Origin of the sequence: Oscillatoria nigro-viridis PCC 7112, assembly GCF_000317475.1 — a bacterium.
In the GTDB taxonomy this organism is placed as follows: Bacteria; Cyanobacteriota; Cyanobacteriia; order Cyanobacteriales; family Microcoleaceae; genus Microcoleus; species Microcoleus nigroviridis.
Genome location: NC_019730.1, coordinates 155622 through 168995 on the forward strand (window position 1 = coordinate 155622; position 13374 = coordinate 168995).

Sequence of the window (13374 nt, forward strand, 5' to 3'; positions counted from 1 at the left end):
CGACTCACTAAAGTAACACTGAAATAGGTTCGCTAATTCCATAGGAAACTCCATAAGAATCTGCAAGAAGTTGAGTGTTGGAACTGACTACACTCAAGTGAACTAAGACAAAGAGACATTAGGAGTTGATGATTATGTGCAAAGTTGGAGAACAGAAAAAGATGATGAACCGAAACAAAGAGATTTACGAGTGCGTCATTGTCGGTGGCGGCTCCGCTGGACTCAGTGCGGCACTGCTTTTAGGCAGAAGTCGCCGTCGAGTGTTAGTCTGCGACAAAGGGAATCCGCGTAACGCTCCCGCACACGAGTCGCACAGTTTTTTCACCCGCGATGGCATCAGTCCACATGAACTTTTGAGCATCGGGCGCGACCAACTCAAACCTTATAAAAGCGTTGAATTTCAAGCGATTGGGGTCAAGGAAATCAACCCATCCGGCAATCAATTTGAAGTTGTGTTTGAGGATGGCACGATTAAAAAAACGCGCAAAATTTTGCTGGCTTTCGGGGTAATGGATGAATTTCCAGCTCTCGAAAACTTTGGTGATTTCTGGGGCAAAAGCGTGTTTCATTGTCCCTATTGCCATGCCTGGGAAGTGCGCGACGAGCCGCTTGCCATTGTTGAAAATGGCGAAACGGGCATCGAAATGGCGGCATTGCTGAAAAATTGGAGTGGTGATTTAGTCCTCTGCACCAACGGCAAAGCCGATCTAACCGCTGATCAAAGGACACTCTTGGAAAACCACAAAATCCTTGTTCGCGAAGAGAAAATTATCCGACTCGAAGGCGATAACGGACAATTAGAAAACATCGTTTTTGAGACAAACGAGAAAATTGCGCGTCGCGGAATACTGATCCGACCAAAGCAAACACTCCGTTCAAACCTAGCTGAAAAGTTAGGCTGTGAGTTGAATGAATTTAATTTAATCAAGACGACCAATGTTTTTAACGAAACTAGCGTCAAAGGCGTTTATGCGGCAGGTGACATCACTTCACCCATGCAAGTGATCGTCGCTGCTGTTTTTCAGGGTAGCGTTGCTGCTAGCGGCTTAAATCACTCTCTGATTATGGAAGATTTCGTCTAAATTAAGGTAATTCAATCTTCATCAGAACAAGCATTGTGGCTGGTCTAGTTTCATAGATCAAGAGAGTAGGGAAAGTCATGCGTGTTAATTACATATCAAGTCTACAGAGCGATCTAATGATGCAGTCTTTGTGGTGGTGGGTTGGTAGCGCAGTAGTCGAAAGGCAGTACGAAACGTTGCGACCAAGTAGCGATCGACACCGATATGAATCCCGCAGACAGCGACTTTGCCGCAGAGCAGACCAAGATGACTGCCCTCGGTCGCTATGGACAGGGTGACGAGGTAGCTGGCATGGTCTCTTATCTCGCCAGTTCTGAAGCTGATTTTGTTACGGGCGCAAGTCTCAAAATTGATGGCGGCTATACCGCTTGAACAACAGGTAATCCAGATCTGCAACCACTAAAGCAATCCTAATTGGAGTCTGACGGGTCGTAAGGATGGAACCCTGGCTGGAGGCGCAGCCCTCACTCCCCTTATTCACAAGTAGGTCGTAAACGCTACAAACCTTATTCAGAGAAATTCAGAGGACATCATGATTTCGCAAAAACTCTCAGAAAAAGTTGCACTCGTCACATAGCTCATCCACACAGCAGAAAACAGCAATGATAAACTCTTCGATATCAAACATTTTTTTCACCTTCTGTTCGGGCACAATTGCTTACCAGAAGCATACGGTGGGATTTTCCTTATTGAAAGTTGCACATTGCCTGTTAGTTATCATCGTTCTGGTTGTCAGTGTGCTTGTTGGCTCTGGTTGGCTGAATCGCGCAACTCCTGCTTCAACTTGTGACATCGCAACTCGCTCTACCCAAATCGGGAGTGGAACGCTTTCCTATAATCAAGCAGGGACAGGACAGCCGATTTTACTGCTGCATGGATTATTTGCCGAGAAAGAGCAGTGGAATGGCATGATGTGCGAGTTGGCTAGAGTAGGTTATCAAGCGATCGCACCCGATCTACCCGGTTATGCCAAGAGTACTGGATTTACCGTGAAAGACTATGCACTAGAGAATCAGGTAGCCCTCTTGCACCAGTTTGTCGAGCAGCTAAAGATTCAATCCCTTGATGTTGCAGGTAGCTCAATGGGGGGCACGATCGCAGCCCTTTACAGCCAGCTTTATCCCAACCAAGTTCGCAGCCTCGCCTTTATCGGTTCACCGCTAGGCGTAACGAATTGGGCAACTAGCGTCAGGAAATCGATTATTGAGGGCATCAATCCCTTTATTCCGATTACCAAAGAGCAGTTCGATCTAGAAATCAGTCTGCTTTTCGTGACGCCTCCTACGATTCCGGATGAGGTCAAAACCGAGAAAGTGAACGATTATGTGAATCGTAATCGAAATTATCAGCAGACTTGGGACATTGTGAATCTTTATGATGATGTGCTTTGTCAGTTGCCTCACAGTCGGGTTCCGACCCTGGCAATTTGGGGTCAGGAAGACAAAATCTATGATATTCGGGATGTCGATCGCTCACATCGCTGTCTTCCAGGGAGTCAAATTATTCAATTACCCAAAGCAGGACATTTGCTGTTGATCGAAAACGCTCAGGAAGCAGCATCGAATTATCTTGGTTTTCTGAAAACAATCAAAAATCGATAGACGAATCAAGCATTCAGCAATTAGGCTTCGGTGTCGAGGAATTGAATCTCAGCCAGTTGTTGGCTAATGACCTGAACCTTAAGCTTACAAAAGAAAGGAGATCGCTATGAGAAACAATGGAACAACATGACTATTTAGTTAAGTTGCACATCGTCTTTGGCTGGGAGCGAGAAAACTTTTTTGGTGTGCTACGAGGCTGTGATATCTGCATTTGCTACTAAACGGTAACTACCTTACCAAATCGTGCTGACTTACGAAGTTAGGGAGAACTTACCTACGCTGAATAGTATTGAAATCCCGTCACTGTTTATTCTAAATCAAGGAGAGTTGGCACAGATGGAATCTATGAAAGCAGCCGTATTAACTGCGTTTGGTGATGCTGAGAAGTTTGAGATTCAAACGGTTCCCATACCAACACTTAATGCGAATCAGGTGTTAGTCAGAGTTTGTGCAACCTCGATTAACCCGGTCGATTACCAAACTCGTCGTGGTGATTACAAGGAACTGGTTCAATTACCCGCCATCCTTGGAGTCGATGTTTCAGGGGTGATTGAGGCAATTGGCGAAGCTGTGACTGATTTCAAGGTGGGAGAGAACGTATATTACTCACCGCAAATTTTTGGAGAATTCGGTAGCTACGCTCAGTATCATGTGGCTGATGCAGCGATTGTTGCATTGAAGCCTGCAAATCTGTCACACGTTGAAGCAGCTTCTTTTCCGCTTGCAGGCGGAACGGCTTGGGATTGTCTAGTGACTAGGGGCAATCTACAAGTTGGTGAAACAGTTCTCATCCATGCGGGTGCGGGTGGAGTGGGTTCGATCGCAGTTCAACTCGCCAAAGCGATAGGGGCATACGTTTTTGCAACGTGTAGTTCTAGAAACCGAGATTTCGTGACAGAACTGGGTGCAGATCGAGTGATTGATTACAAAAATGAAGATTACGTAGAAGTCATTCGTCAAGAAACAAATGGACTGGGTGTGGATTTAGTTCTAGATACAATCGGCGGAGAAACAATTCAGCGTAGTCTAGAAATCATTCGTCCCTTTGGTAGGCTTACAAGCATTGTAGACATTGCAGTACCGCAATCGCTTCTTGAAGCATGGGGTAAGAATCTGACGATTCATTTTGTTTTTTCACCCCAGTATCGAGCAAAATTAGAGGCTTTGACAAAACTGATCGAGCGTCATCAGCTTCGCCCAGTGATTGATTCAGTATTTTCTTGGGATCAGGTCGTTCTAGCACATCAGCGTATAGAGCAGGGAGGAACACGGGGCAAAGTTGTGCTGAAGTTTACAGAAAATTAGACCAGCTTTACAGCATTGGTAATTGCTAAACGGATCGGAGTTTGATTGTGTGCTGAAGGTCAACATTGATTGGAACTCGCATAACAATCCCGTTGCACGCCAACCATACAAAGATAGTTAGTTGAGTACGAAAGGTTGCTAGCGGCAGATGATGGCGGGCGATCGCTGACTACGCTGAGGAGAAGAATGCGCTGGTAGAGAGACCGTTCCGTTAAAGCATCCACTTGAACAGAGGAGAGATTCAGATGTCAGAGAACAATAAAGCTGTCTTAGAAGCGGCAAATGCGGCGAACGCAGCAGGCAACTATGAAAAATTCTTGTCATTCTGCACCGACGACACGCAATGGACGTTTGTAGGCGACAAGACCCTTAACGGAAAAGAAGCCGTTCACCAATATATGGCAGAGACATACATAGAGCCGCCAAAGTTTACGGTCACCAACTTAATCGCTGAGGGTGATTTCGTCACGGCACTCGGCGACATCACACTGAAGGACGAAGACGGGAAGGCGGCTCATTACTCGTACTGCGATGTCTGGCGCTTTCGCGACGACAAGATGGTCGAGTTAAGGGCTTTCGTCATTAAAACCTCGGTCTGACCCGCCGTCGTCGTTCACGTCGTTTTCAACCTGCTCACTATCCCGGTGATGGCAATCGCTGGCATGGGCTGAGATGCGATCGGAGTTCAATTTTTGAAAGTCAATATTGATTGCAACAGGAGAAATAGAATGATACTTCAGGATAAAGTGGCGTTAGTCACTGGAGGCACAGCGGGAATCGGTAGAGCAACAGCGATCGCTTATGCCCAACAACAAGCAAAGGTGGTGGTAGTTGGTCGTCGAATTGATGAAGGTGAAGAAACGGTTCGATTGATTCAGGATGCTGGCGGAGAGGCTATTTTTGTGCAAGCAGATGTTACGAAAGAAGCCGATGTTAAAGCAATGGTTGATAAAACGGTTGACGTTTTTGGTCGGTTGGATATTGCCTTTAATAATGCAGGAATGGGCGGCGAAAATCCCTCATTGATTGAGCAAACAGAAGCGGAATATGACCGCACTATGAACGTCAATGTCAAAGGCGTTTGGTTGTCGATGAAATATGAAATTGCTCAGATGTTGAAACACGGAAGTGGTGCGATCGTTAATATGGCATCTGCGGTTGGAGTCGTTGCACTTCCTAACATACTCGTCTACACCGCGAGTAAACATGCGGTAGTAGGCTTAACAAAAGCTGCTGCACTCCAATATGTCAAAGCGGGTATTCGCATTAATGGCGTTGCACCAGGGTCAATCCAAACAGATATGTTTGAAGCTGCTGCGCTCCAATATGCCAAAGCGGGTATTCGCATCAATGTCGTTGCACCAGGGGCAATCCAAACAGATATGTTTGAAGCAGTTACAGATGAAGCCAAAGCTTACTTGACAGGACTTCACCCGATCGGACGAGTTGGCACACCGCTTGAAGTTGCAAATGCAGTCCTGTTTTTATCATCTGAGATGGCATCGTTCGTAACAGGTGAAACGTTGATGGTAGATGGTGGGTTTGTAGCGCAATAGTCGAACGACAGTGCGAGATGACAACACTTGCAGGCAAAGTTGCACTGGTAACAGGTGGTTCTCGCGGTTTAGGAGCGGCGATCGTAGGGTATGCCAAAGGTGTCCAAGATTCCAAGTCTGAGCGTCGAAGCTCAGTCGGAAGAAAATCAAAAACAGAGAGAATTGTACGATGAAAATACGCTACGGGTTTCGACAGGTCGGCGATGTCGAAGTGTTCTACCGTGAGGCGGGGTCAAGCGATGCGCCAGTAATACTGCTGTTGCACGGCTTTCCAACCGCTAGCCATATGTTCCGTGACCTGATCCCTCTCCTTGCTGATCGCTTTCGGCTCATCGCGCCCGATCTACCTGGTTTTGGGCAGACCAAGGCACCGTCACGCGGGACGTTCGACTACAGGTTCGACCGCCTTACCGACGTGATCGAGGGCTTCACCGATGCTTTGTCGCTCGATCGATACGTACTCTACATCTTCGACTACGGTGCGCCGGTAGGTCTGCGTCTGGCGATGCGCCATCCTGAACGGATATCTGCGATCATCTCGCAGAACGGCAACGCTTACCTGGAGGGTTTCAGTGATGAATGGGGTTCGTGGGAGTCCTATTGGCGCGAACCGAGCGCAGCGAACCGGGAAGCCTGCCGACCCTCGCTCGCACCGGACACAATCCGGAACTGGCAGTATGGTACCGGAGCCGATCCAACCCTTCTGTCGCCTGACGGCTACGAACTCGACATCGCCTACATGGGGCGAGCGGGCGCGGAGGAGATCCAGCTCGATCTGATCCTCGATTACCGCAGCAACGTCGCGCTCTATCCGGATTTCCAGTCCTACTTTCGTGAGCAACGTCCGCCGCTTCTCGCCGTCTGGGGTCGTCATGATCCGGCATTTCTGCCCGCTGGTGCTGCCGCTTATCAGCGAGATCTCCCGAATGTAGAGATTCACCTGCTCGACGCCGGACATTTCGCGCTGGAGACTCATGCAGAGGAGGTGGCAACGTTGATCCGCGCATTCCTCGACAGAACGCTCGGTTCCACGCTGCGTCTTGAAGGTGATTGCACAAGAATCTGACAAAACACCCTAAGAATCTGAAAGAAACCGAGCATTAGGAGTCATTACACTCAGACTATGAAAACAGCAGATAGGAAGCAAAAACACATTCTTCGCGATAAGGGACATTCCATGAAACTCTATCATATGCCCGGTGCCTGTTCGCTGGCTGATCTCATCGTTCTTGAATGGATTGGTATGCCGCACGAAATCGTCAGGATGAGTCTTGAAAGCATCAAGTCACCAGACTATAGCTGTAGCCAATTAGATTAGGACACAGATTATAAGTCAAGATAGTCGCCGTAAAACAACCATCATTAATCACGTAACTAAAAAGGAGTTTGATCGTGCAGAACATCACACTTGACACTATCACTGAAGCCGTCATTAATCATGGCGATCGCGGCAAATCTCACCCGCGACTCTATGAAATGTACACGAGCTTGGTTCGACATTTGCATGACTTTGTGCGTGAGGTGAATCTGACAGAATCAGAGTTGCAGCAGGGACGTAATTTTCTCAACCAGGCAAGTCATCACACTCAAGAGATTCCCACTGGAGAGATCCATATGTTGACGGATCTACTAGGGCTCTCAGAGTTGGTAGAATTGCTGCACGATAAGCATCGCGGTACAGAAAGCAATTTAGAAGGACCCTTGTATGTGCCGAATGCACCAGAACGGCAGATGGGCGATCGCTTGGGTATTGATGCAGAAGGAGACTCACTTTTCCTGTCAGGCAGGGTTTTAAATTTGAACGGTCAACCGATCGCCAATGCTCTGATTGATGTTTGGCAACCCACTTCCAAAGGATTATATGATGTCCAAGAGCCATCTCAGCCGTTGGGGAATTTTCGCGGACGTTTCAAAACGAACAAGAGTGGAAAGTATATGTTTGAAACCGTCGTGCCACTAGGTTACAAAGTGCCAAGCAGTGGCCCATGTGGCGAGTTGCTGGGACTCTTGGGACGGCATCCCTGGCGGGCGGCTCACATCCATTTCAAACTCAGTGCTCCGGAGTATACTTCGCTGACAACACAAATTTTTATTGCTGGCGATCCTCACCTGGATTCAGATACAACCTTTGCAGTGCGATCGACGATCGTTCAATTGCAAAAGCACGAAGCACTAGACGAACTCAAGGCACACAATCAAAGTAAACCGTTTTACACGACTGAGTTTGATTTTGTGTTGAAACCCGCTACTCTCTAGCGGAGAATCATCAAGCAATGGTTGCACATTATGTCTACACCATCAATCCAGAACAATCCGCTAATTGGCATTTGGAAGTTAATTTCTGCAACCGCCATTTACGCTGATGGAACGGTGACTCCAGACGTGTATGGAACTCATCCGGTTGGCTACATCACTTACACATCAGATGGTCACATGATGGTGATGTTTTCTAGGAGCGATCGCTCACCGCTGAGTCAGGAGGTCAGATCACCGCTGACTCCCCAGATGGAATCTTTACCCGTGGAAGAGCTTGCTCAAGCATTTACAACATTCAATGCTTACGCTGGAACTTATACCTTGAGTGACAACACAGTAACTCACCAGATCAAAATTGCATCAATTCCTAATCGGGTCGGTACAACATTAGTTCGCACTTTTACTCTGAGTGAGAGCCGAGTGACGCTGAAAACGTTGCCAGTTTTGAGTGATGGTGTTGAGGCGGTTTTCGAGTTGGTGTGGGAGCGCATTTAATTGCTTTGTCATTGCACCGCAAAAGCATTTAAGTTTCTACAACTTTGCGACACAGTATCAAATTTCATTCAAGCTTCAACCGCAAGCGAATGCAATCTGAATCAAGATTTTAGCGCTATCAGCCGTCTCTAACTTGTAGCTTAACTCAGCAAACTTGACTGTTCTGAATCAAATGAATGTTGAAGAATGAGGACAACGAAACACCTGTTTCTCAGACATCTACGTTGTAGAAGTCTTCGGTAATGACGTTGAGTTTCATTTACTCGATACCGGACATTTTGCTCTGGAAGAAGATGGGGATGCGATCGCAAATCACATCACGCAATTTCTCGCATCACGGCTGCAACCCATCCCTGTCTAATAAGTGCGAAGATTGCTGGGCAAGCGCTTTCGTATTGGCGATGTTCACCTGATGGTGATACAGCCTCGCCTGCCCCGCTACAAACTTGAGATTCCCGATCATTATCGTTTTAGTGCTGTGGTGAAAGAGTATTTCTGAAGCCAAAACTGGTACACACAGCAATGCGACAGGCATTGCATACTTCAGTTTTTGTCTAAGTCTTAACAAAACCGAACATTTGCAGGAGGTCTAATGTTTATCGATTACCTGACACTCATGCTGATTAATCTATCGGCTGGACTCGCTCTGTTAGCTGCCTATGTGTATTTTGGTCTTGGTACTTCAAATCAGAAACGCTGGATTCCTGGTTTTGGTGTAGTCGGCGCGATCGCTTTAGTCACTGGCTTACACATGACTTTTACCTGGCCCATTATTGGTAGTTTCAATGTTGCCTATGGTGAAACAACTGTTCTGTTTGGCATTTTGTTTGTAGGAACTTCCCTAACTCTGGCAATGGGTTGGGAATTATTTACCCTGGGCATTTATGGATTCTTTGCAGGACTGGTATCGCTTCTAATTGGCTTTCGCATCATAAACCTGGGAATAACACAACTTCCTTTGCTGTCAGGAATTGGGTTCATTCTCGTTGGCTTAGGAGGAATTTTTTCTGTACCAACCCTCTCTCTCAAATCAACCCGGCTCTTGCGAACTATTGGAGCAATTGTGTTAAGTGTGGCAGCTCTCATCTTTGCTTATATCGGATTGACTGCCTACTGGGCGCATCTTGCGGACTTTTCGACATGGAAGCCCCTGCCAAGATAGTCGCCGTAAAACAACCATCATTAATCACGTAACTAAAAAGGAGTTTGATCGTGCAGAACATCACACTTGACACTATCACTGAAGCCGTCATTAATCATGGCGATCGTGGCAAATCTCACCCGCGACTCTATGAAATGTACACGAGCTTGGTTAGACATTTGCATGACTTTGTGCGTGAGGTGAATCTGACAGAATCAGAGTTGCAGCAGGGACGTAATTTTCTCAACCGGGTCAGTCATCACACTCAGGAGATTCCCGCTGGAGAAATGCAGGCGTTAACAGATCTACTCGGAATCTCAGAGTTGGTAGAATTACTGCACGATTCGCATTGCGGTACAGAAAGCAATTTAGAAGGACCCTTGTATGTGCCGAATGCACCAGGACGGCAGATGGGCGATCGCTTGGGTATTGATCCAGAAGGCGACACGCTTTTCCTGTCAGGCAGTGTTTTAGATTTGAACGGTCAACCGATCGCCAATGCTCTGATTGATGTTTGGCAACCCAATTCCAAAGGATTATATGATATCCAAGATCCATCTCAGCCGCTGGGGAATTTTCGCGGACGTTTCAAAACGAACAAGAGTGGAAAGTATATGTTTGAAACCGTCGTGCCACTAGGTTACAAAGTGCCAAGCAGTGGCCCATGTGGCGAGTTGCTGGGACTCTTGGGACGGCATTCCTGGCGGGCGGCTCACATCCATGTCAAAGTCAGTGCCCCGGAGTACACTCCGCTGACAACACAAATTTTTATGGCTGGCGATCCTCACCTGGATTCAGATACAACTTTTGCAGTGCGATCGGCGATCGTTCAATTGCAAAAACATGAAGCACCAGACGAATTCAAGGCACACAATCAAAGTAAGCCGTTTTACACAACTGAATTTGATTTTGTGTTGACACCCGTTACTTCAGCCGAAGACTATAAAGCAACATCTGAACAACATGCCTACACCATTGATTCAAAATAACCCGCTAATTGGCATTTGGAAGTTAATTTCTGCAACAGCAGAATCAAAGCCATCTTAGAGGCGGCAAACGCGGCGATCGCGCTCAAACAACAATGAAGGATTCTTGTCGTTATGAAGCGATGATACGCAATGGATTCTTGCCCCATCTTGAAGTCTGCTTAACACAGCATTGTTAAGACGGTGCTCGATCGCTGCATAAAAATTGTGATGCAACAGACAAAAACATATCATCAATTTACAACGGAGAAACTTCTCATGCCTTACATTACCGTTGGTCAAGAAAACTCTGCAACCATCGATCTCTACTACGAAGATATTGGGACAGGTCAACCGATTGTTCTGATTCATGGATTTCCATTGAACGGACATTCCTGGGAGAAGCAGGTTTTAGTTTTACTGAATGCAGGATATCGAGTAATTACCTACGATCGCCGAGGATTTGGCAACTCCAGTCAGCCATCATCTGGCTATGACTACGATACCTTCGCCGCCGATTTGAATACACTCATGACCAAGCTTGACTTGCAAAATACCGTGCTGGTCGGTTTCTCAATGGGAACAGGTGAAGTCACACGTTATCTTGGCAAATACGGCTCAGATCGGGTGCAGAAAGCCGTGCTGATGGCTCCCGTTCCACCGTTTCTGTTAAAGACAGACGACAATCCAGAGGGTGTTGATCAAAGTGTCTTCGATGGCATTATGAAAGCGATTGTTGACGATCGTCCAGCTTATTTTTCTGCCTTTTTCAAAGAGTTCTTCAATGTTGATGTATTGCTTGGCGATCGCATCAGCAATGAAGCAATTCAAGCCAGTTGGAATGTAGCAGTAGGGGCTTCTGCTAAAGGGACTTTAGACTGTGTACCCTCCTGGGTGACTGATTTCCGCGATGATCTGCCCCGCATTGATGTACCGACTCTGATTATTCATGGAGATAGCGATCGCATTCTGCCGCTTGAGTCCACCGCAGCAAGACTTCCAAAGCTGATTAAAAACAGTCAACTGGTTGTCATTCCTGGCGGACCGCACGCCATCAACTGGACTCACGCCGATCGGGTCAATCCCTTGTTACTGGACTTTCTTCAGCAGAAATAATCAGCGATCTGCTGCATTTCTGGCTTGTGAAAAAACTTTGTGATTCACCCCGTTGAGTCAGGCTCAAATGATAAACATACTTGTCTAGTTCTGAAGAGGCAATTCTATGACTGTCCCCACTCAAACGTCTCGAACCGTTGCCGGAGTAATCAACAGCGTTGAAACACTCGAAGGGGCAGGATTTCTTGTACGTCGGCCCTTTCCCAAAAGTAGCTTCTCTGAATTTGACCCGTTTCTCCTCCTCGACGAGTTAGGTCCGATCAATCTCAAGCCGGGTCAGGCAAAAGGTGCACCCGATCATCCGCATCGGGGCTTTGAAACCGTCAGCTATGTCTTGGATGGACGGTTAGAACACAAAGATTCTGCAGGGCACGCCGGGCTACTAAATCCGGGTGATGTCCAGTGGATGACAGCAGGTGCCGGGGTTGTGCATTCCGAGATGCCGGAGTCAATGTTTACCCAAACGGGTGGACGGTTCCACGGCATTCAACTATGGGTCAATCTGCCACAACGAGACAAAATGATGCCGCCCCGCTATCAGGAAATCCCAGCGGCTCACATTCCGGTAGCTCAAACCGAAGATGGGTCTGTGACGGTGCGGGTGATTGCGGGAGAAGCGTTAGGGGCAAAAGCCGTAATTCAGACGCGCACGCCGATAACCTACCTCCACTTCACACTGCAAGCAGGGGCAACGATGATCCAGCCTGTACCAAAAGAGTACAACGCCTTTGTCTATGTACTGGAGGGGTCTGGGTTGTTTGGGACAGAGCCAGCGCCTGGTGATGATGGGCAGATGGTGCTCTTTTCTCAAGATGGACAGGATGTAGTGATCTCCAACCCTGCTGATGCTCAGCGTCCTCTAGATCTTCTGCTGATTGCAGGTGTACCCCTTAACGAACCAGTCGTGCGCTATGGTCCGTTTGTCATGAACACTGAAACTGAAATCACCCAAGCGATCAACGACTACCAAGAAGGAAGGATGGGACGGATTTATGGCTAACACATTTCAACAACGGATTAGTCAACATCACCGCTTGAGTGAGTTACGAATCAAACTACTGCATCTGCACAAGCTTTTACTAGATACTGAGCGCCTTACCTATGAGCAAGTTCGAGGGCACGTTTCTGGAGGTGAATTGCTACAACTGGCGATTAGTCATGAGCAGTTTGCTTGGTTGCATCGACTCTCAGCATTGATTATCCAAATCGATGAGTTGCTTCATGTCGATGAATCTGTTACACCAGAGGCAATTGAAGCGATTGACAGTGACATTCGGACACTGCTGAGCCCTGATGAATCGGGCGATGAGTTTGCCATGAAGTATAACACGGCGCTTCAACGCCACCCCGATGTCGTGTTAGCTCATGCAGATGTCGTGATGTTGCTGACCTCTGACAGTATTTAACCTCCAAAATTCACAGATTCTGAACTTGCTCCGATTGTGTAATTGCAAACCTAAACGTATGCTGATCCAAAAACTAAACGACTGTGAAGAAATTATCGCTGGAGATGGAACTGTTCTGCGCGAACTGCTTCATCCTGACAAACAAGACATCAACTTGCGTTACAGTTTGGCGCATGCGATCTTGCCTGTTGGCAAAACTTCGATTCCCCATTCTCTAAAGACTTCTGAGGTTTATTACATCATTAGCGGTGTTGGAGAAATGTCGATCGACAGTGAAGTTTGTCGCGTTGAACCAGGCGATGCGGTTTACATTCCTCCAAATGCAATCCAGTTCCTTCACAACTATGGCGACGAACCTATTGTTTTCGTTTGTCTAGTCGATCCAGCTTGGCGCAAAGAAGACGAAACGATTTATGCACCTGAAATTGAGGCCACCGGATCACTCTAATCC

Annotated in this window: 15 protein-coding genes and 1 pseudogene; all 16 read left to right on the forward strand. The window is 47.2% G+C overall.

The features are described 5' to 3' along the window. The first annotated feature begins 134 nt into the window (after positions 1-134). The 16 genes and pseudogenes from OSC7112_RS32735 to OSC7112_RS32810 all read left to right on the forward strand — a co-directional run bounded on the left by OSC7112_RS32735 (position 135) and on the right by OSC7112_RS32810 (position 13371). Positions 135-1082 (forward strand): NAD(P)/FAD-dependent oxidoreductase, encoded by a 948-nt coding sequence (locus tag OSC7112_RS32735; RefSeq protein ID WP_015179715.1) that lies wholly within the window; start codon positions 135-137, stop codon positions 1080-1082. A 192-nt stretch (positions 1083-1274) separates the two neighbouring features. Continuing rightward, positions 1275-1454 (forward strand): annotated as a pseudogene (locus tag OSC7112_RS36660) (SDR family oxidoreductase); the annotation flags it as partial. 230 nt (positions 1455-1684) lie between these two features. After that, a complete protein-coding gene (locus tag OSC7112_RS32740; protein ID WP_015179716.1) occupies positions 1685-2683 on the forward strand; it encodes an alpha/beta fold hydrolase in 999 nt (332 codons plus the stop codon). Positions 2684-3019: 336 nt separating this feature from the next. Continuing rightward, on the forward strand, positions 3020-3988 hold the full coding sequence (locus tag OSC7112_RS32745) for a zinc-dependent alcohol dehydrogenase family protein (protein ID WP_041623873.1): 969 nt from the start codon (positions 3020-3022) through the stop codon (positions 3986-3988). A 245-nt stretch (positions 3989-4233) separates the two neighbouring features. Next, positions 4234-4587 carry a nuclear transport factor 2 family protein gene (locus OSC7112_RS32750; protein ID WP_015179718.1) on the forward strand — a complete coding sequence of 118 codons (354 nt, stop codon included), beginning with the start codon at positions 4234-4236 and terminating at the stop codon, positions 4585-4587. A 129-nt stretch (positions 4588-4716) separates the two neighbouring features. Continuing rightward, positions 4717-5544 carry an SDR family oxidoreductase gene (locus OSC7112_RS32755; protein ID WP_015179719.1) on the forward strand — a complete coding sequence of 276 codons (828 nt, stop codon included), beginning with the start codon at positions 4717-4719 and terminating at the stop codon, positions 5542-5544. A gap of 169 nt (positions 5545-5713) precedes the next feature. Beyond that, on the forward strand, positions 5714-6610 hold the full coding sequence (locus OSC7112_RS32760; protein ID WP_015179720.1) for an alpha/beta fold hydrolase: 897 nt from the start codon (positions 5714-5716) through the stop codon (positions 6608-6610). Positions 6611-6667: 57 nt separating this feature from the next. Continuing rightward, positions 6668-6862 carry a thioredoxin domain-containing protein gene (locus tag OSC7112_RS37530; protein WP_015179721.1) on the forward strand — a complete coding sequence of 65 codons (195 nt, stop codon included), beginning with the start codon at positions 6668-6670 and terminating at the stop codon, positions 6860-6862. A gap of 74 nt (positions 6863-6936) precedes the next feature. Beyond that, the gene (locus OSC7112_RS32770) at positions 6937-7800 is read left to right on the forward strand and encodes a dioxygenase family protein (RefSeq protein ID WP_015179722.1); all 864 of its coding nucleotides are present in this window, start codon (positions 6937-6939) and stop codon (positions 7798-7800) included. Positions 7801-7830: 30 nt separating this feature from the next. Continuing rightward, a complete protein-coding gene (locus tag OSC7112_RS32775; protein WP_015179723.1) occupies positions 7831-8295 on the forward strand; it encodes a lipocalin-like domain-containing protein in 465 nt (154 codons plus the stop codon). A 592-nt stretch (positions 8296-8887) separates the two neighbouring features. After that, entirely contained in the window at positions 8888-9457 is a 570-nt protein-coding gene (locus OSC7112_RS32785) for a DUF981 family protein (RefSeq protein ID WP_015179725.1), read from the forward strand. A gap of 50 nt (positions 9458-9507) precedes the next feature. After that, positions 9508-10425: a dioxygenase family protein gene (locus OSC7112_RS32790; RefSeq protein ID WP_015179726.1), complete on the forward strand. Its 918-nt coding sequence runs from the start codon at positions 9508-9510 to the stop codon at positions 10423-10425. Between the two features lie 255 nt (positions 10426-10680). After that, complete coding sequence (locus OSC7112_RS32795; protein WP_015179727.1) at positions 10681-11517, forward strand: alpha/beta fold hydrolase; 837 nt, start codon at positions 10681-10683, stop codon at positions 11515-11517. A gap of 106 nt (positions 11518-11623) precedes the next feature. Next, positions 11624-12517, forward strand: coding sequence for a pirin family protein (locus tag OSC7112_RS32800; RefSeq protein WP_015179728.1), 894 nt, complete (start codon positions 11624-11626; stop codon positions 12515-12517). Beyond that, the gene (locus tag OSC7112_RS32805) at positions 12510-12923 is read left to right on the forward strand and encodes a hypothetical protein (RefSeq protein ID WP_015179729.1); all 414 of its coding nucleotides are present in this window, start codon (positions 12510-12512) and stop codon (positions 12921-12923) included. The genes OSC7112_RS32800 and OSC7112_RS32805 overlap by 8 nt, the downstream gene beginning before the upstream one ends. A gap of 58 nt (positions 12924-12981) precedes the next feature. Continuing rightward, the gene (locus OSC7112_RS32810) at positions 12982-13371 is read left to right on the forward strand and encodes a cupin domain-containing protein (protein WP_015179730.1); all 390 of its coding nucleotides are present in this window, start codon (positions 12982-12984) and stop codon (positions 13369-13371) included. The last annotated feature ends 3 nt before the right edge of the window (positions 13372-13374 follow it).

Bases quoted from the DNA above. Each gene is read 5' to 3' on its own strand.
- OSC7112_RS32735 (WP_015179715.1), top strand. From the start codon at position 135: ATGTGCAAAGTTGGAGAACAGAAAAAGATGATGAACCGAAACAAAGAG.
- OSC7112_RS37530 (WP_015179721.1), top strand. From the start codon at position 6,668: ATGAAAACAGCAGATAGGAAGCAAAAACACATTCTTCGCGATAAGGGA.
- OSC7112_RS32745 (WP_041623873.1), top strand. From the start codon at position 3,020: ATGGAATCTATGAAAGCAGCCGTATTAACTGCGTTTGGTGATGCTGAG.
- OSC7112_RS32805 (WP_015179729.1), top strand. From the start codon at position 12,510: ATGGCTAACACATTTCAACAACGGATTAGTCAACATCACCGCTTGAGT.
- OSC7112_RS32785 (WP_015179725.1), top strand. From the start codon at position 8,888: ATGTTTATCGATTACCTGACACTCATGCTGATTAATCTATCGGCTGGA.
- OSC7112_RS32795 (WP_015179727.1), top strand. From the start codon at position 10,681: ATGCCTTACATTACCGTTGGTCAAGAAAACTCTGCAACCATCGATCTC.
- OSC7112_RS32800 (WP_015179728.1), top strand. From the start codon at position 11,624: ATGACTGTCCCCACTCAAACGTCTCGAACCGTTGCCGGAGTAATCAAC.
- OSC7112_RS32740 (WP_015179716.1), top strand. From the start codon at position 1,685: ATGATAAACTCTTCGATATCAAACATTTTTTTCACCTTCTGTTCGGGC.
- OSC7112_RS32760 (WP_015179720.1), top strand. From the start codon at position 5,714: ATGAAAATACGCTACGGGTTTCGACAGGTCGGCGATGTCGAAGTGTTC.
- OSC7112_RS32810 (WP_015179730.1), top strand. From the start codon at position 12,982: ATGCTGATCCAAAAACTAAACGACTGTGAAGAAATTATCGCTGGAGAT.
- OSC7112_RS32775 (WP_015179723.1), top strand. From the start codon at position 7,831: ATGTCTACACCATCAATCCAGAACAATCCGCTAATTGGCATTTGGAAG.
- OSC7112_RS32750 (WP_015179718.1), top strand. From the start codon at position 4,234: ATGTCAGAGAACAATAAAGCTGTCTTAGAAGCGGCAAATGCGGCGAAC.
- OSC7112_RS32755 (WP_015179719.1), top strand. From the start codon at position 4,717: ATGATACTTCAGGATAAAGTGGCGTTAGTCACTGGAGGCACAGCGGGA.